Here is a 26,118-nt window from a genome sequence, read left to right on the forward strand (position 1 = left end):
GTTCAATCGTTCCAGGCGTGCAGGTCTTGGGCTTCGCTGCGGTCAACATGCCGGTCGTCGTCTGGGTCGGCCAGCACGGGCGCAGGCTGCTTGCGGGTCTGCCGGGCGATGGCCTCAAGCTGGGCGGCCTGCGCCACGCTCAGGCGGTCGGTGCGTCCGGCGGCGGTCTTGTCGGCCAGCAGAGCCCCGGCGCGGCCAATCTTCGGCAGAGCCATCGCACGGATGCCGACACGCTGCCAAAGGTCGTTCAGCGACTGGATGGGCTCGCTCCTTGGGCAGTCATCAGCGCCAGCCTGGGCGCGGTCAGCCTGGGCCGGTTCTGGCATCGCTGGTGCTCGGCCTGGGCGGGACGCAGGGGCTGTTTTGAGGGTGGTTTTTGAGTCAATCCCTACACAGGATAGGGATTGGATTTTTTCGCCCCGTTTTTCAATCCCTATAGGGTTTGCTTTGCTGCTCATCGTGGTTCCTTCAATCCCTATAGGGTTTGGCTCGGCCTGGGTTTGGCGGTTTTTTGGGGCGCTCAGTTCAATCCCAAGCGCACGCACTGCGGCGGTCGGGTCGCGCTCGATGGCGGCCACCAACACCGGCCACAGCGGGCCATTGGCGGCAGGCAGTCCCATCGCCTCACAGCGGGCCATGACTGCGGCAACTGCCCAGCGTTTGGCCTGTCCGCGCAGCTTGGCCGACTCGCGCTGCAATCCGGCAGGCCCGGCCACCACGTTGAAAAAGCTCTCGCGCAGTCGCAGCAGCCTGGGGCGCTCCACGGGTTTGCCTCCCGCATACACACCATCGGCCAGCGGCAGCAGCAGGACGTGAAGATGCGGTGCCACCTCGTCGGCATGGCTCACGGCAGACAGCACCGGCAGCGGCAGGGCCTCCATCAGCCACGCAAGGCAGCGGGTGAAGTAGGCGGCAGGGTCAACCCCACACGATGGCGGCAGGCTGAAAACAAACTCCAGCGCTTGAACGTGGTCGCGGCGCATGGCAGCAGGGTTGAGCCCAGCAGCGGCCAGCAAGTCCACGGCCAGGGCCTGAACCTGGGCGGCCTCGGCTGGGCCTGCCAGGATGGCATTCGTGGCGCTGCGGCCTGGGTCAATCCGGCCCACGCTGCCCAGCTCGGCCTGAATCTCGCGCAGGTTATGGCGGGCGGCAGTCAGCAGGTCGCAGGGCTTGCGCCCGTTGACCTTGCTCATGCTGACAGTCTTTGCCGCGAAGTAGGCAATGTCCCCGGCCATGTCAGAAGCCCGCCTCAAACAACCCCTGCTGCCCCGGATGCACACGGCTTGCGCGTCGCATGGCGTTCAGCCGTGCGGCCTCGCGCTCGGCCTGGGCGGCCTTGCGACGTAAATCGCGCCGGGCTTTGAACACGGCGGCGCACCATGCGGCAGCGCCTGGGCCAGCCTTCGCAATCACCTCTGTGCGCAGGTAGTACTTGTGCGGCCACGAAACCCGGCCATCTTTGCAACCGGCGGCGAAGGGCTCCGATTCAATCTCCCAGCCGTTCCCGTTGAGGGTGAAAATGAATGCGCTCAGGCGCGTGGTGCTGGAATCAAAAACAGAATCCAGTGACGTGAGCACTTCGCCACGCAGCAGCCGGGCCAAAACTTCGGCGGTAACGGTGTTGGTTCTTTGAGGGAAAATCGGAGTGCCTGCCACGGCGGCCCCTTGCTTCATAGCGGGGGCTTTTTTCATTGCTTCGCCCCTTCAAACTTCGGCAGGTTCGCAATGCCCAGCACCAGCACGGCAACCAGTGCCACGGCAAAGCCACCAGCGGCGCGGTCGAAGTGCTCCAGCTTGTGCAGGGCCAGCAGCTTGCCGTGAACGTGGCGCAGCGCATCGGCCTGGGGGCTGCAACGCAGCGCCAGCAGTTCGGCCAGCAACTCGCCGCCCAATGCAGCACCGGCACGTTCAGCCCCATCGGCCTCGTCTGCATCGGCCAGCGCCAGCAGCTTTGCAGCCACATCGCGCAGGCCGTCAGGGCCAATGGGCAGGGAAACTGCGGTGCCTTCGCTGGTGCAGGCAGTCAGCAGGCCATCGCCCACGGCGATTTCGTGGCCGTCCGGGTGGGTGTAGATGGTGGTGGTGCTCATGCTGCCACCCCCAGCACGCGGCGGATGCCAGCCACAGGCCAGCCCAAGCGGCCATTGATGCGCACCGGGCGCAGGCCATCGGGGAAGGTTTCAGCACAGGCCCAGCCCCTCAAAGTTTGGGGGCGGCGCAGCAGGTAATGGGCGGCTTGCTCGGTCGGCACCGTGGGGCGGTTGACCTGTTCCAGCGGGGGGAACTGCTGGGGCTCGGATACAGCGCGGCGGGTGTCAGCGCTGTGTTGGGTTGCGGGTTGCATTGGTTACCGTCCTCTGCCCATGCGGGCGTTGATTGATGACGGTTCCCAAGTATTCGCATACATCGGCAGGTAAGCGCCTGCCGTTCGCTTGCCATTTACTTGCCGAAAAGTCGCTCGCGGTGCGCGTTCAGGTCTTGCTGCAACGCCTGCCGGGTAATGCCCAGACTCTCGGCAACCTTGCCTATTCCACGCGGTAGGTGTGAGTAGGTGTCCTCTGGCATCGTCAGTCCAGCATCTATGCACAGTTGCCAGCGGTAAGTCTGCCTCTGTTCTTGAGTTGGTTCAGTAGCAACGTGCAACGCAGGAGCTGCGGCCTGTGGCTCCAGCAGGCAACGAACCATCTTGGTCAGCCACGCCTGATAGGCGGCGTCCCATTCAGCCTGGGCATCTTCAAACGCCTTCGAAAACGCCTTGTCGTTGCTGCTTTTCCAGTACGCCGTATGCGCTGCATCCCTGCGCGCCAGTGCATCCATGTCGTATTTGCCCACCTTCTCGATTGCCATGCGGTACGCGGTGAATGCCTCAGTCACGGCGCGGCGTGCTTTTGAATCCGGGTCGATTGCACGCAAGCTGTCCGGGTCTGGCCCGTCGTCCCATTCGCCATAAAAATCCGCCACCAATGCGCCAGCGCCGTCCAGCATGAATGCAGCCAGCTCCCGCGCAGTGAACGGGTTGGGCAGCATGGGCGTGTCTTTGACCTCTGGCGCGCCGGGCAGGTGCTGTAGTTGTCTGGCGGGTCGCCAGCGCAGCCCCTCTGTTTCAGTCAGCAAAAGAAGGTCACGCTCAATTCCAGGCCACACGCCACGTTCATCGAGCAGCAGGTATTTGCCCAGCAACCCGGATTGCTCCAGAATTTCCCTCGCGTGCTCGATGTTGTATTCCGCTTCCATTGCGCACCCCTTCAAGTGCCCTTCAAAGGAGCCCCAGCAGGCGGGTGAAGGTGTCCCGCTTTTCAGCCCGGTTTCGAAGCGGGCCTAGCTGGGGCGAAAACGGTCAGGCGTGCGTCTGCACCCAGCTTTTCAAGGCCTCATTGATGCGGGTTTGCCAGCCATCGCCCGATGCTCTGAATTTCTCCAATACCTCCACGTCCAGGCGCAGGGTAACTTGAGCCTTGGTGCCACTACCCAGCGGGCGGCCACGGCGCACCAGCGGCTTGACCTGCTCCCATTCGGCATCGGTGAAAGGTACGGCATCAGGGTCTGCCAGCGCAGCGGCGGTAATAGCGGCATCCTCGGCAGGGGTGGGCAGGATGGTTCCGGCTTTAAGTTTCGGCATAGCGTTTCACCTCTCGGCTGTTGGCCTTTCTCAAACTGATGATGCGGCGCTCGGTCGGCTGCTCTGGGGGCCTGTCAACAAACACCAGCGCCATGATGCGCAGGCCGATGTACCCCAGCGCCACCATGCGGGCCTCGCCATAGTCCCGGCGCGTGTCCGGCCACACTACGGCGGTTCCCCATTCAAAGCCTGCTGCCTCGGTCAGTGAGACGCCATGCTTTGCCACATTGGCGGCATCTTTTGCCGGGTCGAACGTCACATTCATGGTTTAGTGTAGCTACGTTTATTTGAAGTTCAAGGATTATTTGTAGTTGCGTTATTTCATGCGACGCCAACAACGCGCAGCTTGCCCGGTTCGGCCTGGGAATCAAACACAATCCCGGCCTGTTCCAGAATCCAAGCCTCGATGCGCTCATGGTGCACGCGCAGCAGTTCCAGCGGGCGCACGGTGTAATGCTTTTCGGCCGTAGCGCTGGGCTTGTGGCCTTGAATCTGTGCCACCACGCCCACCGGCACCTCCAGCCATTCGGTCAGGCTCTTGAACGAGCGGCGCAGGCCGTGCAGGGTCAAACCTTCCAGGCCAGCAGCATTGCAGGCGCGTGTGTGCGGATTGTTGGGCTCGGTCAGGCACCCGCTGGCGCTGGTGGGGCTGGAGAACACCCATTCATTGCGGCGGGGCAGGGCGGCCAGCAAGTGCAGCATGTAGGGCGTAGCCGGTATTTCGCGGGCTCCCTCCACCTTGTCACGGATGCTGATTCCCTTCCATTGCGTGTTCACATCCTCCCAGCGAAGCGCCAGCACTTCGCCAGGGCGGGCACCCGTCAGCAGCATCATTTGCAGGCAGGCGGCAATGATGGGGTTCTGTATCTGCTGCACAGCGGCGAACCAGGCGGCCAGTTGCTCGCGCTGTAGCACGTCCGATTTCGTCCCGGCCTTGCCCAATGCCTCGCGGGCCTTCTTTGTCTTGGCCGGGTTCTTGTCGGGCAGCAGGGCGGCATATTCCGGCTGTTCTGCGCACCACGTTAGAAACACGGTCAGCAGTCGCCATGCCAGCCGGGCGGATGATGGACGGGTTTTGCCTTCATCGGCGGCCCATCGTTCTATCGTGGCTTGGTCAAGGTCTTTCAGCGCCAGCGGCATCAGTGCGGCCAGCGGCCCCGGCTTGGTCAGTTGCTTGCCACCACCACGGCGGCCCGATGGCAACCCCCCGGCCTTTGCCTTGTCGATATGGTCACGGTAGTGCAGGTCACCCCAAAACGGGCGGCGCTTTTCTAGGTAGTCCGCCCAGACTTCGCCCACGGTTACGGCGGCCACTTTGTCGGCTTTCACCTTTGCAACGGCTGCGGCCCTTTCGGCGGCCTGGGCGGCCTGTTGCTGGCGCTCGAGCTCTCGGGGGTCTTGTCCACTGTCCACCAGCACCTTTAGACGCTGCGCCTCTCCTCTGGCCTTTTCAATCGGCCAGTCTGTAGCGGTGCCAATGTTCAGGCGCAGGGTTGCCCCGTTCAGGCGCGATTCAAACACGTAGGTTTTGCGGCCCGTGGGCGTCACGCGCAGCGCTAGGGCGGGGGCTTCGGTGTCCCATAGAAAAGCCTGGGATTTACCAGCCGGGCAGGTGAAGGCGTCAACCCTGCCAGCGGTAAGCCTCACGCGGTTTTGTGGCTTGCTCATGGTGCCCCTTCGAATCTGTAGGCAATCTGTAGGCAAATTCAGTAGAAATTGCCGAATTTCAATCAACGATAAGGCTGTTCACTTGTCCAGTGCTTTACGCCTAAGTTGTTGATTTGTATTGATTCTATCAGCATCAATCAACGGGGTGAAATACTAAAAAGTCAGGATTGTGATTCCTGTTGTCGTGGGTTCGAGCCCCATCAGCCACCCCAAAATTCGATAGATACGCTCCAAGGGTTTGATTTCATCAGAAATCAAACCCTTTTTTGCTGGGGGTATCAGTCTGCTTGTTTCACCGCCTGTCACACACGGTCAGACAGACCATGAAAACAAGCGCACTAGCAATTGACCAACGGGATAAGCGCGGAAACACTTACGTCCGACTTCATCACCTTGGTGCCATACGTTTTATCCACTTCCTTGCATCTAACGCACCTCGTCCGAAGTCGCGTGTTGCCTCGCCCAGAGCGACGTGCGCTGCCATCCGTTGGGTTGCAGTGTCTGCGACGGAGGAGTCATGAAGCGCCCATATGCACGCGCTAAACACCAGTCGCGCAGGCAAAAAAAAGCCCGATGCTGGGATCGGGCTTTAAAAGGATCCCTGAAACGGGGGTTTCGAGAGGATCCAAGGAGACAACTGGATGCCCCGTTGCCAGGGCGATGTCCGTATTATCAGGGAAATCCCTGATGGCTGGCCAGAGTTCGCACTCTGCAGCGCAGCGATGTTTTGCTTAACGCTTGCGGGGAGTGGCCGACTTGGCAGCATCGGCAGCGGTGCTGGCGACGGCATTGAAGTTGGCTTCGGCAACGTCAGAAGCTTGCTTGACGGCCTTTTGCACCGACTCGAAAGCGTTGTTGGCAGCGGCCACGGCGCTCTTCATCACAGCGACGGCAGTTTCAGAGCCGGCGGGGGCGTTCTTTGCAGCGCTGTCCACCAGGGTGGTAAATGCCTTTTGGGCATCGGTGGTTTGCGATTCGAGGGCCTTGCCGAACTCGGCGCCGGTGCCAGAAGCGATGTCATACAGGTGACGGCTGTAGGCGGCGGTCTTTTCAGCCAGAGGCTGGAACAGGCCAGCTTGCAGTGCCAGCAGTTCTTGTGCGTCTTTCACGCCCAAGACAGCCTGGGTGTGCTGGGCGGCTTCCGACAGGGCAGCGCGCGAAGCGGTCACGTTCAGTTCAACCAGCTTTTCCACGCCTTCGAACGCCTTGGTGGTCAGGCCGAACAGGGTTTCGATGTTGGCTTTGTGGGATGCCAGGATTTGTTCTGCGGTCAGCGACATGTCATATCTCCTAAAAAATGGAACCCGGATGGGTCAGGGTGGCTTACAGACATCTGCGCTGACCTTGACTCGGTAAAGCCATGTTGCAGTGCAGCATGGGTTGAATTTTAGGGGCTCACCGTTCAATTGCAAGCATTTTTTGTTGCAATGCAGCATATTAGGGGTTACTCCCCAGCGCGGGCGGGATTGCCACAATCGTGTCATGCATGCCTATTACGCAGACCATTTTGTGTTGCCCCTGCCTGATGGGCACCGCTTTCCCATGGCGAAATACCGCCTGCTGCGTGACCGGCTGGAGCAGCAATTGCCTCAGGCGCTGCTCCAGGTGGCTCCCCCCGCATCAGATGCCGAGCTGGCCCTGGCCCACACGCCAGGCTACATCCAGGCGATCGCTGCCGGCACCCTGCCTGCAGCGGCACAGCGAGAGATCGGTTTTCCGTGGTCCGAGGAGATGGCCGAGCGTGCCCGGCGCTCGGTGGGCGCCACCATTGCGGCGTGCCGCGTGGCCCTGCGAGAAGGGTTGGCGGGCAATCTGGCCGGCGGCACGCACCACGCCTATGCCGACAAAGGCAGCGGATTTTGCGTGTTCAACGACGTTGCGGTGGCCGCACGCCTCATGCAGTCCGAATGGCAGCGTGCGTGCGGCGCTGGCACGGCGCAGCCGCTGCGCGTAGCGGTCATCGACCTGGACGTGCACCAGGGCAACGGCACGGCGCATATCTTTCGCGGCGATGCCAGCGTGTTCACGCTGTCGCTGCACGGGGCGCGCAACTTTCCGTTTCGCAAGGAGGCGGGCGACCTGGATGTGGAATTGCCCGATGGCTGTGCGGACGATGAATACCTGCAGGCGCTGGAGCAGGCGCTGGATTTGCTGGACCAGCACTTTGCACCCGGGCTGGTGCTGTATCTGGCGGGTGCTGATCCCCATGTGGGTGACCGGCTTGGCCGCCTTGCCCTGAGCCACGACGGGCTGGAGGCCCGTGACCGCCGGGTGTTCGACTGGGCGTGGCAGCGCCGCGTGCCACTGGCCTTCACGATGGCCGGGGGCTATGGCCGTGACATGGCCGACACCCTGCAGGCGCAGCTGGCCACCTGGAGGGTGGCCCTGCAATACCACGCGCGCTGGCAGAATGTGCGGCCATGACCACTGCCACCACTTCCCTGGCTGCTCAGCCTGCCCAGCCAGCGCGCCCTGCGCCGCAACCGCGCAGCGCCTATCGGGCCTTCCGCCCCATCAGCACCCGCTGGATGGACAACGATGTCTACGGCCATGTGAACAATGTCGTGTATTACAGCTGGTTCGACACGGCCGTCAACGCCCACTTGATAGAGCAGGGCGTGCTGGATATCCACGCCGGTGAAACCATTGGCCTGGTGATCGAAACCCAATGCAATTATTTTGCTCCGCTGGCGTTTCCGCAGACGGTGGAGGCGGGCATCCGTGTGGCGCGGCTGGGGGGCTCCAGTGTGCGTTATGAGGTGGGGTTGTTTGCCCAGGGCGAGCCGTTGTGCGCCGCCGCCGGGCATTTCATCCATGTTTATGTGGACCGCGCCACGCGCCGTCCTGTGCCGGTGCCCGAGCGGCTGCGTGCCGTGCTGCAGGCGCTGGTGGTTGCCGTTTGAAAAAATTGCTATATAAAGCATAGCTGCTTGCGCCTTATGTGCAAGCGCTAGAGGCATCTTTGACACATAACTGGCAACCGGGGGCGTTCAGTGTCTCTGAAGGGTGGCTGTACGCGCCTGATGGCCTACACTTTGGGCTCCCTGGTCTCACCAGCGATGGTTTCTGCACCCCCGGGCCGCCCCGCCGTGGCCCCGTTCCACCATGATCATTACCAGCCTGCTCGACACCGATCTGTACAAGTTCACCATGATGCAGGTGGTGCTGCACCAGTTTCCGGGGGCGCAGGTTGAATACAAATTCAAGTGCCGCAACCCCGGCGTGCAGCTGGCGCCTTTTGTAGCCGAGATTCGGTCAGAAATACGCTCCCTGTGCAGTTTGCACTTCCAGGATGACGAGCTCGCTTACTTGCGCTCGCTGCGTTTCATCAAGAGCGATTTTGTGGATTTTCTCGGCCTGTTCCGGCTGAACGAGAAATACATCACCGTCACGCCGCAGCCCTCGGGCGAGATCGACATCACCATCCGCGGGCCCTGGCTGCACACCATTCTGTTCGAGATTCCGGTGCTGGCCATCGTGAACGAGGTGTACTTTCGCAACACGCAGAAAGTGCCTGATTTCCCCGAGGGCCGCCGGCGCCTGGATGACAAGATGGCGCTGCTGCAGGCCGAGGGGCTGGCCGACCTCAAGATCGCCGACTACGGCACGCGCAGGCGCTTCAGCCGCGCATGGCACGAGGAGCTGCTGCGCGTGCTGGTGGCCCGCCTGGGCACGGGCGACCGCCGACCGGGGGCACCGCCCGGTCCGGGCCAGTTTGCGGGCACCAGCAATGTGCTCTATGCCATGAAGCTGGGCGTGACGCCGCTGGGAACCATGGCGCACGAATACCTGCAGGCCTGCCAGGCGCTCGGCCCGCGCCTGCGCGACAGCCAGGTGTTCGGCTTTGAAATGTGGGCCAAGGAATACCGGGGCGACCTGGGCATTGCGCTGTCCGACGTGTATGGCATGAGCGCCTTTCTGCGCGACTTCGACCTGTATTTCTGCAAGCTCTTTGACGGCGCCCGGCATGACAGCGGCGACCCGTTTGCCTGGGGCGAGCGCCTGCTCGACCACTACCGCAAGAACCGCGTGGACCCGCTGACCAAAACACTGATCTTCAGTGACGCCCTCACGGTGCCGCGCACCATCGAGCTGTACCAGCAGTTCCGGGGGCGCTGCCAGCTGGCGTTTGGCATTGGCACCAACCTCACCAACGACCTCGGTTACGAGCCGCTGCAGGTGGTCATCAAGATGACGCGCTGCAACGACCAGCCGGTGGCCAAGGTGTCTGACGCGCCCGGCAAGGGCATGTGCGATGACGAAAAATACCTGGCCTACCTGCGCCAGGTATTCGAGATTCCCTCGGTGCCCTGATGACGTAAAACACGCTGCCCACTCCGTGCGTGGCCAAAGCCCACGCTCAACAAGAACGAAAGAAGGAGACAAATCCATGAAGATTTCACGCTGGTTGACCTCGATCGCCCTGTTCGCGTTGCCTGGCCTGGCCTGTGCCGCCGACCTTGATGGCGGCCGCCTTTCGATGCTGTGGGGCGTGCCGTTTGCCGGCCTGTTGCTGTCGATTGCGCTGGTGCCCCTGTTCGCCCCCATTTTCTGGCACCACCATTTTGGCAAGGTGGCGGCGGCCTGGGGGCTGGCGTTTCTGGTGCCGTTTGCCGTGGTGTTTGGCCCCGGGGTGGCCGGCGCCAGCTTCGTGCATGCGCTGCTGGCCGAATACATTCCCTTCGTCATTTTGCTCACCGCGCTGTTTGCGGTGTCGGGTGGCATCTACATCCGCGGCAACCTGCATGGCAGCCCGGGGCTCAACACGGCCATCCTGGCCATTGGCGCCGTGCTGGCCAGTTTCATGGGGACTACGGGGGCATCGATGCTGCTGATTCGCCCCCTGATCCGCGCCAACGACAACCGCAAGCATGTGGCCCATGTGGTGGTGTTCTTCATCTTCATCGTGTCGAATGCGGGTGGCTCGCTCACGCCGCTGGGTGATCCGCCGCTGTTTCTGGGCTTTTTGAAAGGCGTGGATTTCTTCTGGACGGTAGGGCACATCTACCAGGAGACGCTGTTTCTGGTGGGCGTTTTGCTGGTGCTGTTTTATGCGCTTGACAGCTGGTACTACCGCCGCCAACAAGAGGTGACACCGCAAGACCCGACGCCCGACACCCGCGATATTGGTTTTGATGGCAAGGTCAACTTTGCCTTGCTGGGCGTGGTGGTCGCGCTGGTGCTGCTCAGCGGATTCTGGAAGTCGTCGGTGGTGTTCAACATCGCGGGCACCGAGGTGGGATTGCCCGGCATCGTGCGCGATGTGGGCCTGGTCATCGTCACGCTGACCTCGCTCTGGCTCACGCCGAAAAAAGTCCATGCCGACAACCAGTTCGGCTGGGGGCCCATGCAGGAGGTGGCCAAGCTGTTTGCGGGCATCTTCCTGACCATCATTCCCGTGATCGCCATGCTCAAGGCGGGCCTCAACGGGCCGTTTGGCGCCATCGTGGCCGCCGTCACGCGGCCTGACGGATCGCCCGATCCGGCGATGTATTTCTGGGCCACCGGTGCGCTGTCTTCGTTTCTGGACAACGCCCCCACTTACCTGGTGTTCTTCAATACCGCCGGGGGCGATCCGGCCGTGCTCATGACCACGCTGGCCCCCACGTTGGCCGCTATTTCGGCAGGCGCCGTGTTCATGGGCGCCAACACCTACATCGGCAACGCGCCCAACCTGATGGTCAAAGCCATTGCCGAAGACCGCGGCGTGAAGATGCCCAGCTTCTTTGGCTACATGCTGTGGTCCTTTGGCATCCTCGTGCCCTTGTTCATTGTCATGACCTTCATCTGGTTCAAGTGAAGTACATCCCCCTGAGCGACTTTGCCGCTTCCCCCTTCTCTCGCATCGCTACGCGCTGCGGGAAGGGGAACGCCGCCCTCGCTGCAGGGCAGCCCTTGCTCGGCGGCCCCGGCCTGGATCGTGCCAGTTTCATCAGCTGTGATTGACGCACAACACATTGGAGAAGAAAAATGAGCAAGCCCCGCATCCTGGTTGCCCGCGCGATTTTTCCTGAGGTGGTGGAGCGCCTGGCGCAGCATTTCGAGGTCGAATCCAACCCCGATGATGTGATCTGGTCTCCCCACGAGCTGGCCGCGCGGCTGGCCGACAAGGACGGCGCCTTCACCACCGGCAGCCAGCGCATCGACGCCGCCCTCATCGCTGCCGCGCCGCGCCTGAAAATCGTGGCCAACATGGCTGTGGGCTACAACAACTTTGATGTAGATGCCATGACCGCCGCCGGCGTGCAGGGCACCAACACCCCCGACGTGCTGACCGAAACCACGGCCGACTTCGGCTTTGCGTTGCTCATGGCCACGGCCCGCCGCCTGACCGAGAGCGAACATTTCCTGCGCGCCGGCAAGTGGACCACCTGGCGCTACGACATGTTTGCGGGCAGCGACATCCACGGCAGCACGCTGGGCATCATCGGCATGGGCCGCATCGGGCAGGGCATTGCCAAGCGCGGGGCGCACGGCTTTGGCATGAACGTGGTCTATCACAACCGCTCGCGCCTGTCGCCGCAGCTGGAGGGCGAATGCAAGGCCCGCTATGTCGAAAAGGACGAGCTGCTGCGCACGGCCGACCATGTGGTGCTGGTGCTGCCGTACACCCCGGCATCGCACCACACGATTGGCGCGGTCGAACTGGCGCTGATGAAGCCCACGGCCACGCTGATCAACATTGCGCGCGGCGGCATCGTGGACGACGCGGCCCTGGCGCAGGCGCTGCGTGAACGGCGCATTGTGGCGGCGGGCCTGGATGTGTTCGAGGGCGAGCCCAGCGTGCACCCCGATCTGCTGACGGTGCCCAATGTGGTGCTCACGCCGCACATCGCCAGCGCCACCGTGCCCACGCGCCTGGCCATGGCCAACCTGGCGGCCGACAACCTGATCGCCTTTTTTGACGGGCGCGGCCCGCTCACGCCGGTGAACCAGCCGGCTGCGATGCGATCTGCCTGAAATTTGAATCAAATTGGCCTCTAGCGCTTATGGGATAAGCGCAAGATGCTATAAATATAATAGTGAATGCCTTGACTACTGACACGCTTGTTTTGTTGGCCGCGCTGGCCCTGGTGCTGCTGCTTTTGGTGCTGCTGCTGGTGCGCCGCCCCCGTGTGGACCTGCCGCCCGAGTGGCTGGCGCGGCTGCAGGCCCTGGAACAGACTGGCCAGGCCACCCAGCTGGCAGTGGCCAAGAACGATGGCGCCATGGATGCGCTGGCCCACCAGCTCAGCGGTTTCACACAAACCACGCAAACCACGCTCGAAACCCTGCGCCACGCCGTTGACGAACGCCTGGCCCAGGCGGTGAGTGAATCGCGCAACAGCCGCTCCGAATTGCTGGCGGCCTTTGGCGTATTTGAGGGGCGGCTGGAGCAGCGCCTGTCGGTGTTCGATGCCGCCCTGACCCAGCGCCAGACCGCGCTGGATGCCTCGCTGGCCCAGCGCTTTGATGGTCTGCAGCAGGCCGTGGCCGGGCGCCTGGAAGAAAGCAGCAAGGCGCTGCTGGCCCACCTGGCGCAGGGCCAGGCCGATGCCGCCACCGCGCGCACCGAGCTGTCGGCCACACTGGTGGGTTTTCGCACCGAGCTCACCACCACCACGGCCGCCTTGGCCTTTGAGAGCGTCAAGTCGCGCGAGGCCATGGGCGAGAGCGCAGCGCTGTTTGAAAAGCGCATTCAAGAGCGTTTCGAGGCGCTGACGGCCGCCACGCGCATCACGCTCGACTCGCTCAAGGCCGACATCCAGAGCCAGCTGGGCACCATGTCGACCGCGCTCAAGGACCAGCTCGAAGGCAACAGCTACCAGATCAAGAACCAGTTCTCGGTGCTGCAAGACGCCGTGTCGCAGCAGCTCACCGGCCTGGTGCAGGGCAGCCAGCACAACGCCGAACAACTGCGCACCGCGCTCAACGAGCGTCTGGGCGCCATTCAGGCCGACAACGCCACCAAGCTCGAAGAAATGCGCCGCACGGTGGACGAAAAGCTGCACGCCACGCTGGAGCAGCGCCTGGGCGAATCCTTCAAGCTGGTGTCTGACCGGCTGGAGCAGGTGCACAAGGGCCTGGGCGAAATGCAGACCCTGGCGGGCAGCGTGGGCGACCTCAAACGCGTGATGACCAACGTGAAGTCGCGCGGCACCTGGGGCGAAATGCAGCTTGGGGCCATCATCGACAACGTGCTCACGCCCGACCAGTTTGCGCGCAACGTCAAGACCGTGCCGGGCAGCGACGAGCTGGTCGAGTTTGCGATTCGCCTGCCGGGCAAGAACGACGAGCACCCGGTGTGGTTGCCCATCGACTCCAAATACCCCGTGGAGCAATACCAGCGGCTCATGGACGCGCAGGACGCCGCCGACAAGGCCGCCATCCTGTCGGCGGGCAACGCGTTCGAGACCTCCATCAAGCTGGAGGCAAAGAAGATCTTTGCCAAATATGTATCGCCCCCGCACACCACCGACTTTGCCGTGCTGTATTTGCCCACCGAAGGCCTGTTTGCCGAGGTGATGCGCCGCCCCGGCCTGGTCGAGGCGGTGCAAAACGATTGCCGCGTGATGATCACCGGCCCGGCCAACCTGGCCGCCATGCTCAACAGCCTGCAGATGGGCTTCAAGACGCTGGCGATTGAAAAGCGCTCGTCCGAGGTGTGGAGCCTGCTGGGCATGGTCAAGACCGAGTTCGCCAAGTTTGGCGATGTGGTCGAGGCCACCAAGAAATCGATCGACGCCGCCGCCAAGAAGTTTGACGAGGTGGGCGTGCGCACCCGCGCCATCCAGCGCAAGTTGCGCGATGTGCAGGACCTGCCCGCGCCCGACACCACCGTACCGCTGGCGGGCGCCAGCACGGCGGCATTGCCCGCGCTGGACTCTGAGGACGATCTGCCCTGAGCCAACCCCGGCACGCGGGGTGGCGACCGAAGATCAGAGCTTGTAGAAAGCCTTGATCAGACCCCAGGCTTCCTGCGGGTCGTCGGTGTAGTGAAACAGTTGCAGGTCTTTGGCCGAGATGGTGCCTTCTTCCACCATGGCGTCAAAGTTGATGAGGCGCTTCCAGTAGTCCACGCCAAACAGCACGATGGGCACCGGCTTGGCCTTGCGGGTTTGCACCAGCGTGAGCACCTCGAACAGTTCATCAAGGGTGCCAAAGCCGCCGGGGAACACCACCAGCGCCTTGGCGCGCATCATGAAGTGCATCTTGCGCAGGGCAAAGTAGTGAAACTTGAAGCTCAGCGAGGGCGAGATGAAGCGGTTGCCGCTTTGCTCGTGCGGCAGGCCGATGTTCAGGCCCACGTTCAGCGCGCCCGCCTCGTGGGCGCCCCGGTTGGCGGCCTCCATGATGCCGGGGCCGCCGCCCGTGCAGATGTAGATGCGGTCGGCCGGTCGCTGGCGTTCGCTGTGGTCGGCCACCAAGCCGGCAAACTGGCGGGCAAGGTCGTAGTAGCGCGCGTTGCGCATGGCACGGCGCGCGCGCTGCAGTTGTTCTTCGTCGCCGCTGGCCTCGGCTTCGCTGAGTAGGGCGGCCGCCTCGTCGGGTGCCACAAAGCGGGCGCTGCCATACACCACCACGGTGTTCTCGATGCCTTGCTCGGCCTGGCCCAGGTCGGGCTTGAGCATTTCCAGCTGGAACCGGATGCCGCGCGTTTCACGGCGGAACAAGAACTCGGGGTCGGCAAACGCAAGGCGGTAGGCATCGGCGTGCAGGGGGTTGTCGTTGTTGGCGTGCGCGTGCAGCTCGGCCCAGGCATCGGCCAGGCGGCGTTCGTTGAGTTGGGTGTTGGCTTCCATGGGGATTCCAGACGTCGCGGCGGGGGCCGGACTGAGAGAGTAGGGTTGTAACAGGGGCCAGCCATTGGAGCGGCGAGCCTTGCGGGATTTTAGGGCCAACAGTGCTGCTGCGCTTTACAGACGTGCGTCATAAGCTATTAAAAAGATAGTAACTTATTGCGCTGCAGGTCAAAATGACCGGGAGGCCGGGTGCGCGCCGCGCTGTGGGCTGGCCCAACGGTCAGGGGCGGCTGGCCAGCGCCAGTGCCACCGTCTGCAGGCCCAAGAGTGTCATGAGCAGCGAGCCCCCCAAGTGCAGCCCGGTGGTGCCGGCTGCCAGCAGGTAGCGCTGCTGCTGCAGCATGGTCACCACCTCGGCCGAAAAGCTGGAAAACGTGGTCAGCGCCCCCAGAAACCCCGTGACCAGCGCCAGGCGCCAGGCGGGGTCGATCTGGGGCAGGGCCTGGAAAGCCGCCACGCACACGCCGATGAGGTAGCCGCCGAGCAGATTGGCCGCCAGGGTGCCCCAGGGCAGCAGCGCGCCGGGCCCGCTGAGCCACACGCCCAGGCGCCAGCGGGCCAGGGCGCCGAGGCTGGCGCCGATACAGATGGACAGAACATGCAGCATGGCGCCATTGTCCACATCCGGGGCGCGCGCCCAGGGTTCTTGCTTTGGTGACACGGGCCCATGGCAGACGAAGGCGCGGGTTTGGTATCGTTCCTTTCGTGTCCATCGTGTGCCACTCAGCGCAGTTTTCTTGCGATGGAGGGCCTCACGCCAATGCATCCTGTGCTCTGATGGACCGATCTTTTTTCTCTGGCTGCGCTGCGCGCTCTAATTGATATAAAAAGTGGCTTTTGCGCTTATATGGCAAGCGCTCATAGCTATTAGTACGGTAGCAACTCATGACGATTGAACCTTCTTTCTCACCCCGCTGGCAGTTCTGGGTTGACCGGGGCGGCACCTTCACTGACATCGTGGGGCGCCGGCCCGATGGCGGGCTGGTCACGCACAAATTGCTGTCTGAAAACCCTGGGCAGTACCGCGATGCCGCGGTGGCCGGCATTCGCCACCTGCTGGGTCTGAAGCCCGGCGAAGCCGTGACGCCCGCGCAGGTGGAGTGCGTGAAGATGGGCACCACCGTGGCCACCAATGCGCTGCTGGAGCGCAAGGGCGAGCCCACGCTGCTCATCACCACCAAAGGCTTTCGCGACGCACTGCGCATTGCCTATCAGAACCGCCCGCGCCTGTTTGACCGGCACATCGTGCTGCCCGAGCTGCTTTACAGCCGCGTGATCGAGGCGCAGGAGCGCGTGGGCGCGCACGGCGAGGTGATCGAGCCGCTGGATGCGGAGCACCTCAAAGAACGCCTGTGGGCCGCCTACGATGCGGGCCTGCGCAGCGTGGCCATCGTGTTCATGCATGGCTGGCGTTACACCGCCCACGAGCAGGCGGCCGCCCGCCTGGCCGAGCAGGCGGGGTTCACGCAGATCAGCACGTCGCACGCCACCAGCCCCATGATGAAGTTCGTGAGCCGGGGCGACACCACGGTGGTGGATGCTTATCTGTCGCCCATCCTGCGCCGCTATGTGGCGCAGGTCGCGGGCGAGATGCCTGGCGTGCCGCTGTTCTTCATGCAGTCCTCGGGCGGGCTGACGGACGCGCACCACTTTCAGGGCAAGGACGCCATCCTCTCGGGCCCGGCGGGCGGCATTGTGGGCATGGCCCGGACTGCGCAGTTGGCGGGGCACGATCGCGTGATCGGCTTCGACATGGGCGGCACCAGCACCGATGTGAGCCACTATGCGGGCGCATTCGAGCGCGAGTTTGAGACACAGGTGGCTGGCGTGCGCATGCGCGCGCCCATGATGGGCATCCACACGGTGGCGGCCGGTGGCGGCTCGGTGCTGGGCTTTGACGGCGCCCGCTTTCGTGTCGGCCCCGAGAGTGCCGGCGCCCACCCTGGCCCCGCCAGCTACCGCCGGGGCGGCCCGCTGGCCGTGACCGATGCGAATGTGATGGTGGGCAAGATCCAGCCGGCGCATTTTCCGCAGGTGTTTGGCCAGGCGGCCAACGAGCCGCTGGATGCTGACGTGGTGCGCGCACAGTTTGGTGCGCTTGCCGTGCAGACCGGGCGAGCGCCTGAGGAAGTGGCCCACGGTTTCATCCAGATCGCCGTGCAGCAGATGGCCAATGCCATCAAGAAGATCAGCGTGGCCCGTGGCTACGACGTGACGCGCTACACCCTGCAGTGCTTTGGCGGCGCGGGCGGCCAGCACGCCTGCCTGGTGGCCGACGCACTGGGCATGGCGCAGGTTTTTGTGCACCCGCTGGCGGGCGTGCTGAGCGCCTATGGCATGGGCCTGGCCGATCAGAACGTGATCCGCGAGCAGACCGTGGAATGCACGCTGGCGCCCGAGGCACTGGCGGGCATCGAAGCCACGCTGGATACGCTGGCCAGCACGGCGCGCGCCGTGCTGCAGCGCCAGCAGGCGGGCGCTGGCGCGGCGGTGGTGCATCGCCGCGTGCATGTGCGCTACGAGGGCACCGATTCGGCCCTGGTCGTGCCGTTTGGCACCCAGGCCGAGATCACCGCCACATTCGAGAACGCCTACCGCCAGCGGTTTTCGTTTCTCATGCAGGGCAAGGGTCTGGTGGTGGAGGCCGTGTCGGTCGAGGCCGTGTTGCCCGGCGATGCCCCCATGGAGCCGCGCCACGTAGTGCACCCGCCGCGCGAGGTGCCGCGCCGCAGCACCGTGCGCATGTACACCGTGGGCACCAGCGGTGCCCCCGCCTGGGACGATGCCGCGCTGGTGGAGCGTGAAGACCTGCGCCCCGGCGACGTGATCCCCGGCCCGGCCATCATTGCCGAGAAGAATGCCACCACGGTGGTCGAACCCGGCTGGCAGGCGCAGCTGACCGACCTTGACCACCTGCTGCTCAACCGCTGTGCGGCGCGCGCCGTGCATTGCGCGGCGGGCACCACGGCCGACCCCGTGCTGCTGGAGCTCTTCAACAACCTCTTCATGAACATTGCCGAGCAGATGGGGCTGCAGCTGCAGAACACGGCGTATTCGGTGAACATCAAGGAGCGCCTCGACTTCAGCTGCGCGCTGTTCGATGCGACGGGCCATTTGATTGCCAACGCGCCGCACATGCCGGTGCACCTGGGGTCGATGGGCGAGAGCATCAAAACCGTGATCCGCGAGAACCGCGCCACGATGCAGCCCGGCGATGTGTATGTGCTCAACGACCCCTACCACGGCGGCACGCACCTGCCCGACATCACGGTGATCACGCCGGTGTACCTTGCCGACGGCGCGCAGCCCAGCTTTTACGTGGGCAGCCGGGGCCACCACGCCGACGTGGGCGGCATCACGCCGGGCTCGATGCCGCCGTTTTCCACGCGCATCGAGGAAGAGGGCGTGCAGATCCGCAACTTCAAGCTGGTCGAGCGCGGGGTGCTGCGCGAGGCCGAAATGCTGGCCCTGCTCCAAAGCGGTGAATACCCCTCACGCAACCCGCAGCAGAACCTGGCCGACCTGAAAGCGCAGATTGCCGCCAACGAAAAGGGCGTGCAAGAGCTTGGCAAGATGGTGCAGCAGTTCAGCCTGCCCGTGGTGCAGGCCTACATGGGCCATGTGCAGGACAACGCCGAAGAATCGGTGCTCCGCGCCATCACGCGCCTCAAGGACGGCGCGTTCACGCTGCCCCTGGACAACGGCGCGCAGATCAGCGTGGCCGTGAAGGTGGATGCGGAGAGCCGCAGCGCCACTATCGATTTCACCGGCACCAGCGCGCAGCAGAGCAACAACTTCAATGCACCCACGGCGGTGTGCATGGCGGCGGTGCTGTATGTGTTTCGCACGCTGGTTCAGGATGACATCCCGCTGAACGCCGGGTGCCTGAAGCCGCTGAATGTGATCATCCCGCCCGGCTCCATGCTCAACCCGCTGCCACCGGCCGCGGTGGTGGCGAGCAATGTGGAAACCTCCACCTGCATCACCAATGCCTTGCTGGGAGCGCTGGGCGTGATGGCGGCCAGCCAGTGCACCATGAACAACTTCACGTTCGGCAACGCCAGCCACCAGTATTACGAAACCATTTCGGGCGGCAGTGGTGCGGGCGGCGTGTTCGACGATGCGGGGGCCCTGGTAGGCGGCTTTGGCGGCACCAGCGTGGTGCAGACCCACATGACCAATTCCCGGCTGACCGACCCGGAGATTCTGGAGTTCCGTTTTCCGGTGCGGCTGGACAGCTTTGCCATTCGTGCCAACTCGGGCGGTGGCGGCCGCTGGGCGGGGGGCAACGGCGGGGTGCGCCGCATCCGCTTTCTTGCGCCAATGACGGCCAGCATCCTCTCCAATGGCCGCCACCGTGGCGCGTTTGGCATGGATGGCGGCAAGCCCGGAGCGCCGGGCGTCAACAAGGTGGTGCGTGCCAATGGCCGCGTGGAGTTGCTCGACCACATCGGCCAGGCCGAAATGCAGCCGGGCGATGTGTTCGAGATCCACACACCCGGTGGCGGAGGTTTTGGCGCTGCCGCAAGAAAAATTTGATGAAATATGCCGCTAGCCCTTGATGGTAAAGCGCTAGCAGCTATAAATTCAGGAGCGTTGTGGTGCCGCCTGGCCGCGGCCGCCTGTCACGAATCGCGCTCGATCGAGTCGGTGGTGCGGCTCAGGCTCGGGGGCACATCGTTGCCCGCCCGCCGTGCGCGGAACAAGGCGGCGCGCATGAGGAAAATGTTGGTCACGGGCACCGTGATGGCTACGAACAGTGCGATCAGCAGGGCGTGTAGCGCCAGGCCTTGCCCCTGCAGCGAGAAGTAAACGATGGTGCCGTGCATGATGCACCAGCAGCCCATGGTGGCAATGATGGACGGCGCGTGCACGCGCTCGAAATAAGTTTTCAGGCGCAGCAACCCCCACGAGCCCAGCAGCGCAATGGTTGCACCTGTCAGCACCATCGCCGCGATGGTGATTTCGGCCCACAGTGGCAGCGCGGCATCGGTCATTCGATCACCTCGCCGCGCAGCAAAAACTTGGCCATGGCCGTCGTGCCGACAAAACTGAACAACGCAATCAGCAGCGCGCCCTCGAAATAGGTGCTGCTCCCATAGTGGATGCCCATCACCAGCGCCAGCAGCATGCCATTGAGGTACATGCAGTCCAGCGCTAGCACACGGTCTTGCGCCGAGGGGCCCTTGAGCAGCCGCACCAGCGCAAGCACCATCGCCAGCACCAGCATGCTCAGGGCAATGGGCAGGGCCCAGGAAAGGATGGGGTAGGTCATTCAAAAATCTCCATCAGCGGGCGCTCGTAACGCTGCTTGACGTGGTCGATCAGGGTTTGCGGATCGTCCACCTCCAGCGCGTGCAGCATGAGCATGGAGCGGTCCAGCGACAGCTCGGCCCAGGCGGTGCCGGGTGTGATGCAGACGATCATGGCCAGCACGGCCAGCGCATTGGGGTCGCGCAGTTCCAGGGGGATGTGCACAAAGGCCGCAGCATGGCGTGGCCGCCCGGGAGCCAGCAGCAGGCGCGCCACGGCCAGGTTGGACGCCACGGTGTCGGCCACCACCGTCAGACCCAGCCGCAGCACCGTGCCGGGGCGGCGAATGCGCACCGGCAGGGGCCGCAGCCCGCGCGTGAGCAGGGGCACCAGCCACGCCACCACCAGTGCCAGCAGCAAATTGCCGGGGCTGAGCGACTGGTTCAGCAACAGCCACAGCACGAACAGCGCGGCCGACAGCAGTGGCGCGGGCAGCAGGCGTTTCATGGGGCTTCCTTGGGCAGATGGGCATTGCCTGGCGTGGTCGGGCCGGGGATGGGTTGTGCCTGCATCACGGCGCGGATGTAGGTGCCTGGCGAATGCAGCGCATCGGCCGTGGCCTGCGTGAACTGCATCAGGGGGCCCGCCATCACGGTCAGCGCGACGCACAGTGCCAGCAGCACGGCGATGGGCAGCCCCTCCAGCACACGCAGCTGGGGTGCCACGCGAACGTGGGTGGACCAGAAATGGCGAATGCCGACCCGCGTGAGGGCAATCAGTGCCAGCAGACCGGTGGCAATCATCAGCACAAACAGCGCCCAGCCCGGCGCGCCCGGCTGGGTGCCGGCCGAAGCGGTCAGGCCCAGCGGGTTGAGCAGTGCGCTGAGCATGGCGAACTTGCCCACAAACCCCGACAGCGGTGGCAGACCGGTAATGACCAGCGTGCAGACGATAAAGGCCAGGCCCAGCAGGGCGGCAGCGGCGGGGATGACGCGGCCGATCAGCACCTCTTCGTCTTCGTCGAGGTTCAGGCCCTCGGTGGGAACGAGCTCGGCGTTGAGAAAAGGCGCGTTGTCGCTTCGCTCGAACGGGGCGTAGCTGGCACCGTCATTGCGCCAGCGGTCGATCAGGTCAGCCGTCAGGAAAAGGGCGCTGACGGCCAGCGTGGAACTGGGCAGGTAATACAGCAGCCCGGCCGTGAGCAGGTTCTGGCCAAATCCCGCCGCGGCCAGCAGGGTGCCTGACGACAGGATGGCGGCAAACCCGGCCAGATGCGTGAGGCGCTGCGAGCCCAGCATCCCCACGGCGCCAAACGCCATGGTGACCATGCCGCCGCCAATCAGCCACAGGCTGCCAAACAGTGCGGAGGCGCCGGCTTCACTGCTGAACAGCAGGGTCCACAGCCTCAAAATCGTGTAGACACCCACCTTGGTCATCAGCGCAAACAGCGCGCCCACGGGCGCCGTGGCGGCACTGTAGGCTGGCACGAGCCAGAAGTTGAGCGGCCACACCGCCGCCTTGATGAGAAAGGCCGTCGCCAGGATGGCGGCGGCGGCGTGCAGCAGGCCACGGTCGGCGGGGGCCACCAGTGGAATGATCTGCGCCAGATCGGCCATGTTCAGCGTGCCGGTGATGCCGTACAGCATCGACACGCCCACCAGAAACAGCGAGGACGCCGCCAGATTGATGGCGATGTAGTGCAACCCCGCCTGCACGCGCTGCCGACCCGATCCATGCAGCAGCAGGCCATAGGAGGCCGCCAGCATGATCTCGAAGAACACGAACAGGTTGAACAGATCGGCCGTGAGAAAAGCGCCCGCCAGGCCCATGAGCTGGAACTGGAACAGCGGATGGAAATGCACGCCCGCACGGTGCCAGCGGGCGCCCGCAAACACGATGGAGGCCAAGGCAACCACGCTGGTCAGCACCAGCATCATGGCCGAGAGGCGGTCCAGTGCCAGCACGATGCCGAAAGGCGCCTGCCAGTTGGCCGCCAGGTACACGCCCATGCTGCTGGTAGCGCCGGGCTGGTTGGACCACAGCAGCAGCGCCAGCGAAACCAGCAGCCCGAGTGTGGTGGACAGCACGTTGAGGGTGAGCTTCAGGCGCTGGCGTTCCTCGCGCATCAGCAGCATGAGTGCGGCCGTGAGCAGGGGCAGGGCGATGGGGGCAAGCATCAGGTGCGGCATCAGTGCCGACGTCCCTTGCACCACCAGTGCGGTCAGGCCTTCGGTCATTGGATGGCCCTGGTGCGCGGCGCGGTGCTCATGGCATCTCCTGCACGTCGCGCGCGGTGTGGCCGTCCACATGGTCGGTGCCCGACATGCCGCGCGAGGCCAGCAGCACCACCAGGAACAGGGCCGTCATGGCAAAGCCGATCACGATGGCCGTGAGCACCAGCGCCTGCGGCATGGGATCGGCATAGTGCGCCAGGTCGTTCGGCAGGCCGGGCCGCAGCACCGGTTCCTTGTCGATCGCCAGGCCCAGGCGGCCCATGCTGAAGATGAACAGGTTGACGGCATACGACAGCAGCGACAGCCCCATGATGACCTGGAAGGTGCGCGGGCGCAGCAGCAGCCACACGCCTGAGCCCGTGAGCACGCCGATGGCGATGACCAGAACGATTTCCATCAGCGGTTGACCTCCGGTGGGGGTGGGTGGGCGCCACCCTCTTGCGCCGCTTCTTCTGCCAGGCGGGCGTGGTAGCGGTGGCCGCGCACCGATTGGTGGGCGATGGCCGTGAGGATGAGCAAGGTGGAGCCCACCACCAGCGTGAATACGCCGATGTCAAAGAACATGGCGCTGGCGACATGGATGTCGCCCAGCAGCGGCAGGCTCAGGTGAAAGGTGTGGCTGGTGAGAAACGGGTAGCCCACCACGATCGCCCCGAGCCCTGTGGACAGGGCGAAGAGCAGCCCGGTGCCGATCCAGCGCCGCGGGAGTAACGGCATGTGGGCCTCTACCCAGTGCGTGCCCGAAATGATGTATTGCAGCAGCAGCGCCACCGAAAGCACCAGGCCCGCCACAAACCCCCCACCGGGCTGGTTGTGCCCGCGCATGAACAGGTAAAACGACACCACGGCTGCAAAGGGCAGCAAAAGCCGCACCAGCACCGCGGGCACCATCAGATAGCCCACGGCGGTGTCGGTGGCGTGGCGTGGGTTGAGCAGGTCGGTCTGCAGATCGGCGGGCATAAAGCGCTGCTGTTCGGGCAGGTCCATGGTTTCGCGCGCGGGGCGAAAGCGCCGCAGCAGCGCATACACCGTGAGGGCCACCACGCCCAGCACCACGATTTCGCCAAAGGTGTCAAAACCACGGAAATCCACCAACATCACGTTAACCACGTTGGTGCCACCGCCCTGGCTGAGTGCGTTTTCCAGGAAGAACGTGGATGTGCTGTCGGGAAAAGGGCGGCTCATCATGGCAAAGGCCAGCCATGCCATGCCACCCCCCGCTGCCAGCGCCAGCGCCATGTCGCGCTGGCGGCGCCACCGGGTGGTGGCCTGCTCGGCGGAGGTGGCAACGCGCAGGGTTTCATCGCGTTTGGGCAGCCAGCGCAGGCCCAGCAAAATGAGCACCGTGGTCACGATTTCGACCACCAGTTGAGTCAGCGCCAGGTCGGGTGCCGAAAACCACAAAAACGTGATGCTGGTGCAAAGCCCCGCTCCGCCCGCCAGTGTGAGCGCTGCCAAGCGGTGGTATTTAGCCTGCCAGGCGGCTGCCACGGCGCACACCATGCCCACGGCCCAGAGCATCACGAACGCAGGCGAAAGCGGCAACATGCTCCGCTGGCCCAGTTGCATGCCCTGGCTCCACAGGGGCAGGGCGCCACCAACCAGCGCTGCGCCAACCAGCCACAGCATCTGCCACTGCAGGCGCTGGGTAGACAGCATGCGCCGCCCATGGCGCCCCATCTGCGTAATGAAAGCCAGCGAACCATCAAACAGGCGCCGCCCCCGGATGTGGCGCATGAGGGGTGGCGCATCCACCCGGCCGGCAGCGCGCAGCGCCCGCAACGCCGTATACATTGCGATCCCACCCCCCAGGGCCAGCAGGCTCATCACGAAGGGGGTGTTGAAGCCGTGCCACACGGCCAAGCTGAAGGCAGGAAGCTCTCCGCCCACCACTGGCCTTGCCGCGGCATCCAGGTATCGGCCCACCGACCAGGCAGGCAGCATGCCCACCACCAGGCACACCAGCACCAGCAACTCCACCGGTACGCGCATCCAGTGCGGCGGTTCGTGCGGTGTGCGCGGCAGGTCGGTGGCTGGCGGGCCAAAGAACACATCGACCGTGAAGCGCAGCGAATACGCCACGCTGAACATGCCCGCCAGGGTGGCGGCAATTGGCAGCATGAAGGCCACCAGCGGCGTGGCATCCAGGAACACCGTCTCGGTGAAGAACATCTCCTTGGACAGGAAGCCATTGAGCAGCGGCACCCCCGCCATCGCGGCACTGGCCACCATGGCCAGTGTGGCGGTGACCGGCATCATGGATCGCAGGCCCGACAGACGGCGGATGTCACGCGTGCCGCTTTCATGGTCCACAATGCCGGCGGCCATGAACAGCGATGCCTTGAAGGTGGCGTGGTTCATGATGTGAAAGACCGCCGCCACGGCGGCCAGCGGGCTGTTCAGGCCCAGCAGCAGGGTGATGAGGCCCAGGTGCGAAATGGTCGAGTAGGCGAGTAGCCCCTTCAGGTCGTTGTGGAACATTGCCGCATAGCCACCCACCAGCAGCGTGGCCAGGCCGGTCCCGCCCACCAGCCAGAACCACGGCTCCGTGCCACCCATCACGGGCCACATGCGGGCCAGCAAAAAAACACCGGCCTTGACCATGGTGGCCGAATGCAGATACGCCGACACAGGCGTGGGCGCGGCCATGGCATGTGGCAACCAGAAATGGAACGGAAACTGCGCACTCTTGGTGAAAGCGCCCAGCAGCAGCAATACAAGGGCCGTAAGGTACAGCGGGTGATCGCGCACCTGCTGGCCGGCAGCAAGCACATGATCGAGGTCGTAGCTGCCCACAATGTGGCCGATGACCAGCATGCCCCCCAGCAGGCACAGGCCGCCCGTGCCGGTGACGGTGAGCGCCATGCGCGCGCCGCGCCGCGCATCGCGCCGGTGGTGCCAGTAGCCGATCAGCAAGAACGAAAACAGGCTGGTCAGTTCCCAGAAGAACGCCAGCTGAATGATGTTGCCCGCCAGCACCACGCCCGCCATCGCACCCATGAAGGCCAGAAAAAACGAGAAGAAGCGCGGCACCGGATCGGCGGGCGACATGTAGTAGCGTGCATACAGCACCACCAGCGTGCCGATGCCCATCACCAGCATGCAGAACATCCACGCAAAGCCATCCATGCGGATGACCAGGTTCAGGCCCAGAGCGGGCAGCCATTCAATTTCCTGGCGCAGCACGCCGCCGTCGGCGATCTGGGGAAAGTAGAGCGCGGTCTGCACAGTGCAGAACAGCGCAATCAGCCCTGCCACGGTCGATTCGGTGTTGCGGGCGTTCGCAGGCAGAACCGCCGCAAGGAAGCTGCCGATGAAGGGGAGAAGAATGAGGGTGATCAGGGGCATGCGCCAGCAATTCTACAGGGCGGTCTGCGCCGGTCGTTGAAAAGACCGTGCCTGCCCGGGCGTTTGTTCGGGGTACCGGTCCCAAAAAGAAAACCCGCCGCAGCGGGCCTGGCGTATGCGTGGGGTGCTTATTTTTTGGGAGCGCTCGCAGCCGCTGCGGCGGGTTTTCTTTTTGGGCCCGGTACCCCGAACAAACGCCCGGGCAGGCACGGTC

Annotated in this window: 24 protein-coding genes; 7 read left to right on the forward strand and 17 right to left on the reverse strand. The window is 64.1% G+C overall.

Annotated elements, in window-relative coordinates:
* Positions 1-2: 2 nt before the first annotated feature.
* The 9 genes from DTW89_RS03445 to DTW89_RS03485 all read right to left on the reverse strand — a co-directional run bounded on the left by DTW89_RS03445 (position 3) and on the right by DTW89_RS03485 (position 6,567).
* Positions 3-1,193 carry a hypothetical protein gene (locus DTW89_RS03445; RefSeq protein WP_147277621.1) on the reverse strand — a complete coding sequence of 397 codons (1,191 nt, stop codon included), beginning with the start codon at positions 1,191-1,193 and terminating at the stop codon, positions 3-5.
* A 43-nt stretch (positions 1,194-1,236) separates the two neighbouring features.
* A complete protein-coding gene (locus tag DTW89_RS03450) occupies positions 1,237-1,692 on the reverse strand; it encodes a hypothetical protein (protein WP_147277622.1) in 456 nt (151 codons plus the stop codon).
* Entirely contained in the window at positions 1,689-2,090 is a 402-nt protein-coding gene (locus tag DTW89_RS03455; protein ID WP_114654920.1) for a hypothetical protein, read from the reverse strand. Before DTW89_RS03455 ends, DTW89_RS03450 begins: the two co-directional genes overlap by 4 nt.
* Complete coding sequence (locus tag DTW89_RS03460) at positions 2,087-2,344, reverse strand: hypothetical protein (protein ID WP_114654921.1); 258 nt, start codon at positions 2,342-2,344, stop codon at positions 2,087-2,089. The genes DTW89_RS03455 and DTW89_RS03460 overlap by 4 nt, the downstream gene beginning before the upstream one ends.
* 95 nt (positions 2,345-2,439) lie before the next feature.
* Positions 2,440-3,234, reverse strand: a complete 795-nt coding sequence (locus DTW89_RS03465; protein WP_114654922.1) for a hypothetical protein — start codon at positions 3,232-3,234, stop codon at positions 2,440-2,442.
* Positions 3,235-3,337: 103 nt separating this feature from the next.
* A complete protein-coding gene (locus DTW89_RS03470) occupies positions 3,338-3,619 on the reverse strand; it encodes a BrnA antitoxin family protein (protein WP_114654923.1) in 282 nt (93 codons plus the stop codon).
* Complete coding sequence (locus DTW89_RS03475) at positions 3,606-3,884, reverse strand: BrnT family toxin (protein WP_114654924.1); 279 nt, start codon at positions 3,882-3,884, stop codon at positions 3,606-3,608. The genes DTW89_RS03470 and DTW89_RS03475 overlap by 14 nt, the downstream gene beginning before the upstream one ends.
* Positions 3,885-3,940: 56 nt before the next feature.
* Positions 3,941-5,287 carry a tyrosine-type recombinase/integrase gene (locus DTW89_RS03480; protein ID WP_114654925.1) on the reverse strand — a complete coding sequence of 449 codons (1,347 nt, stop codon included), beginning with the start codon at positions 5,285-5,287 and terminating at the stop codon, positions 3,941-3,943.
* A gap of 731 nt (positions 5,288-6,018) precedes the next feature.
* Positions 6,019-6,567, reverse strand: a complete 549-nt coding sequence (locus DTW89_RS03485) for a phasin family protein (RefSeq protein WP_024815360.1) — start codon at positions 6,565-6,567, stop codon at positions 6,019-6,021.
* A gap of 202 nt (positions 6,568-6,769) precedes the next feature.
* Between DTW89_RS03485 and DTW89_RS03490 the strand changes: the two genes are divergently transcribed.
* From DTW89_RS03490 to rmuC, 6 genes are all read left to right on the forward strand, one after another.
* Entirely contained in the window at positions 6,770-7,711 is a 942-nt protein-coding gene (locus DTW89_RS03490; protein WP_114654926.1) for a histone deacetylase family protein, read from the forward strand.
* Positions 7,708-8,190 (forward strand): acyl-CoA thioesterase, encoded by a 483-nt coding sequence (locus DTW89_RS03495; RefSeq protein WP_114654927.1) that lies wholly within the window; start codon positions 7,708-7,710, stop codon positions 8,188-8,190. The genes DTW89_RS03490 and DTW89_RS03495 overlap by 4 nt, the downstream gene beginning before the upstream one ends.
* Positions 8,191-8,392: 202 nt before the next feature.
* On the forward strand, positions 8,393-9,601 hold the full coding sequence (gene pncB / locus DTW89_RS03500) for a nicotinate phosphoribosyltransferase (protein ID WP_114654928.1): 1,209 nt from the start codon (positions 8,393-8,395) through the stop codon (positions 9,599-9,601).
* 76 nt (positions 9,602-9,677) lie between these two features.
* Complete coding sequence (locus DTW89_RS03505) at positions 9,678-11,087, forward strand: sodium:proton antiporter (RefSeq protein ID WP_114654929.1); 1,410 nt, start codon at positions 9,678-9,680, stop codon at positions 11,085-11,087.
* A gap of 170 nt (positions 11,088-11,257) precedes the next feature.
* Positions 11,258-12,247 carry a 2-hydroxyacid dehydrogenase gene (locus DTW89_RS03510; protein WP_114654930.1) on the forward strand — a complete coding sequence of 330 codons (990 nt, stop codon included), beginning with the start codon at positions 11,258-11,260 and terminating at the stop codon, positions 12,245-12,247.
* Positions 12,248-12,318: 71 nt separating this feature from the next.
* Complete coding sequence (gene rmuC, locus DTW89_RS03515; protein WP_114654931.1) at positions 12,319-14,172, forward strand: DNA recombination protein RmuC; 1,854 nt, start codon at positions 12,319-12,321, stop codon at positions 14,170-14,172.
* 33 nt (positions 14,173-14,205) lie between these two features.
* On the opposite strand, the gene DTW89_RS03520 is transcribed toward rmuC, so the two are convergent.
* Together DTW89_RS03520 and crcB are read right to left on the reverse strand one after the other, a co-directional pair.
* The gene (locus DTW89_RS03520) at positions 14,206-15,069 is read right to left on the reverse strand and encodes a TIGR00730 family Rossman fold protein (RefSeq protein WP_114654932.1); all 864 of its coding nucleotides are present in this window, start codon (positions 15,067-15,069) and stop codon (positions 14,206-14,208) included.
* Between the two features lie 220 nt (positions 15,070-15,289).
* Entirely contained in the window at positions 15,290-15,676 is a 387-nt protein-coding gene (gene crcB, locus DTW89_RS03525; RefSeq protein ID WP_024815352.1) for a fluoride efflux transporter CrcB, read from the reverse strand.
* 278 nt (positions 15,677-15,954) lie between these two features.
* Between crcB and DTW89_RS03530 the strand changes: the two genes are divergently transcribed.
* On the forward strand, positions 15,955-19,608 hold the full coding sequence (locus DTW89_RS03530) for a hydantoinase B/oxoprolinase family protein (protein WP_114654933.1): 3,654 nt from the start codon (positions 15,955-15,957) through the stop codon (positions 19,606-19,608).
* Between the two features lie 86 nt (positions 19,609-19,694).
* On the opposite strand, the gene DTW89_RS03535 is transcribed toward DTW89_RS03530, so the two are convergent.
* Genes DTW89_RS03535 through DTW89_RS03560 form a run of 6 tightly spaced genes read right to left on the reverse strand, consistent with a single transcriptional unit; the run spans position 19,695 to position 25,904 of the window.
* Positions 19,695-20,066, reverse strand: coding sequence for a monovalent cation/H(+) antiporter subunit G (locus DTW89_RS03535; protein WP_114654934.1), 372 nt, complete (start codon positions 20,064-20,066; stop codon positions 19,695-19,697).
* Entirely contained in the window at positions 20,063-20,344 is a 282-nt protein-coding gene (locus tag DTW89_RS03540; RefSeq protein ID WP_114654935.1) for a K+/H+ antiporter subunit F, read from the reverse strand. Before DTW89_RS03540 ends, DTW89_RS03535 begins: the two co-directional genes overlap by 4 nt.
* On the reverse strand, positions 20,341-20,829 hold the full coding sequence (locus tag DTW89_RS03545; RefSeq protein ID WP_114654936.1) for a Na+/H+ antiporter subunit E: 489 nt from the start codon (positions 20,827-20,829) through the stop codon (positions 20,341-20,343). The genes DTW89_RS03540 and DTW89_RS03545 overlap by 4 nt, the downstream gene beginning before the upstream one ends.
* Entirely contained in the window at positions 20,826-22,559 is a 1,734-nt protein-coding gene (locus DTW89_RS03550; protein ID WP_114654937.1) for a monovalent cation/H+ antiporter subunit D, read from the reverse strand. The genes DTW89_RS03545 and DTW89_RS03550 overlap by 4 nt, the downstream gene beginning before the upstream one ends.
* Positions 22,560-22,587: 28 nt before the next feature.
* The gene (locus DTW89_RS03555) at positions 22,588-22,953 is read right to left on the reverse strand and encodes a Na+/H+ antiporter subunit C (RefSeq protein ID WP_114654938.1); all 366 of its coding nucleotides are present in this window, start codon (positions 22,951-22,953) and stop codon (positions 22,588-22,590) included.
* Positions 22,953-25,904 carry a monovalent cation/H+ antiporter subunit A gene (locus tag DTW89_RS03560; protein ID WP_114654939.1) on the reverse strand — a complete coding sequence of 984 codons (2,952 nt, stop codon included), beginning with the start codon at positions 25,902-25,904 and terminating at the stop codon, positions 22,953-22,955. The genes DTW89_RS03555 and DTW89_RS03560 overlap by 1 nt, the downstream gene beginning before the upstream one ends.
* Positions 25,905-26,118 lie beyond the last annotated feature (214 nt).

This window comes from Acidovorax sp. BoFeN1 (genome assembly GCF_003345135.1).
Taxonomy (GTDB): Bacteria; Pseudomonadota; Gammaproteobacteria; order Burkholderiales; family Burkholderiaceae_C; genus Acidovorax; species Acidovorax defluvii.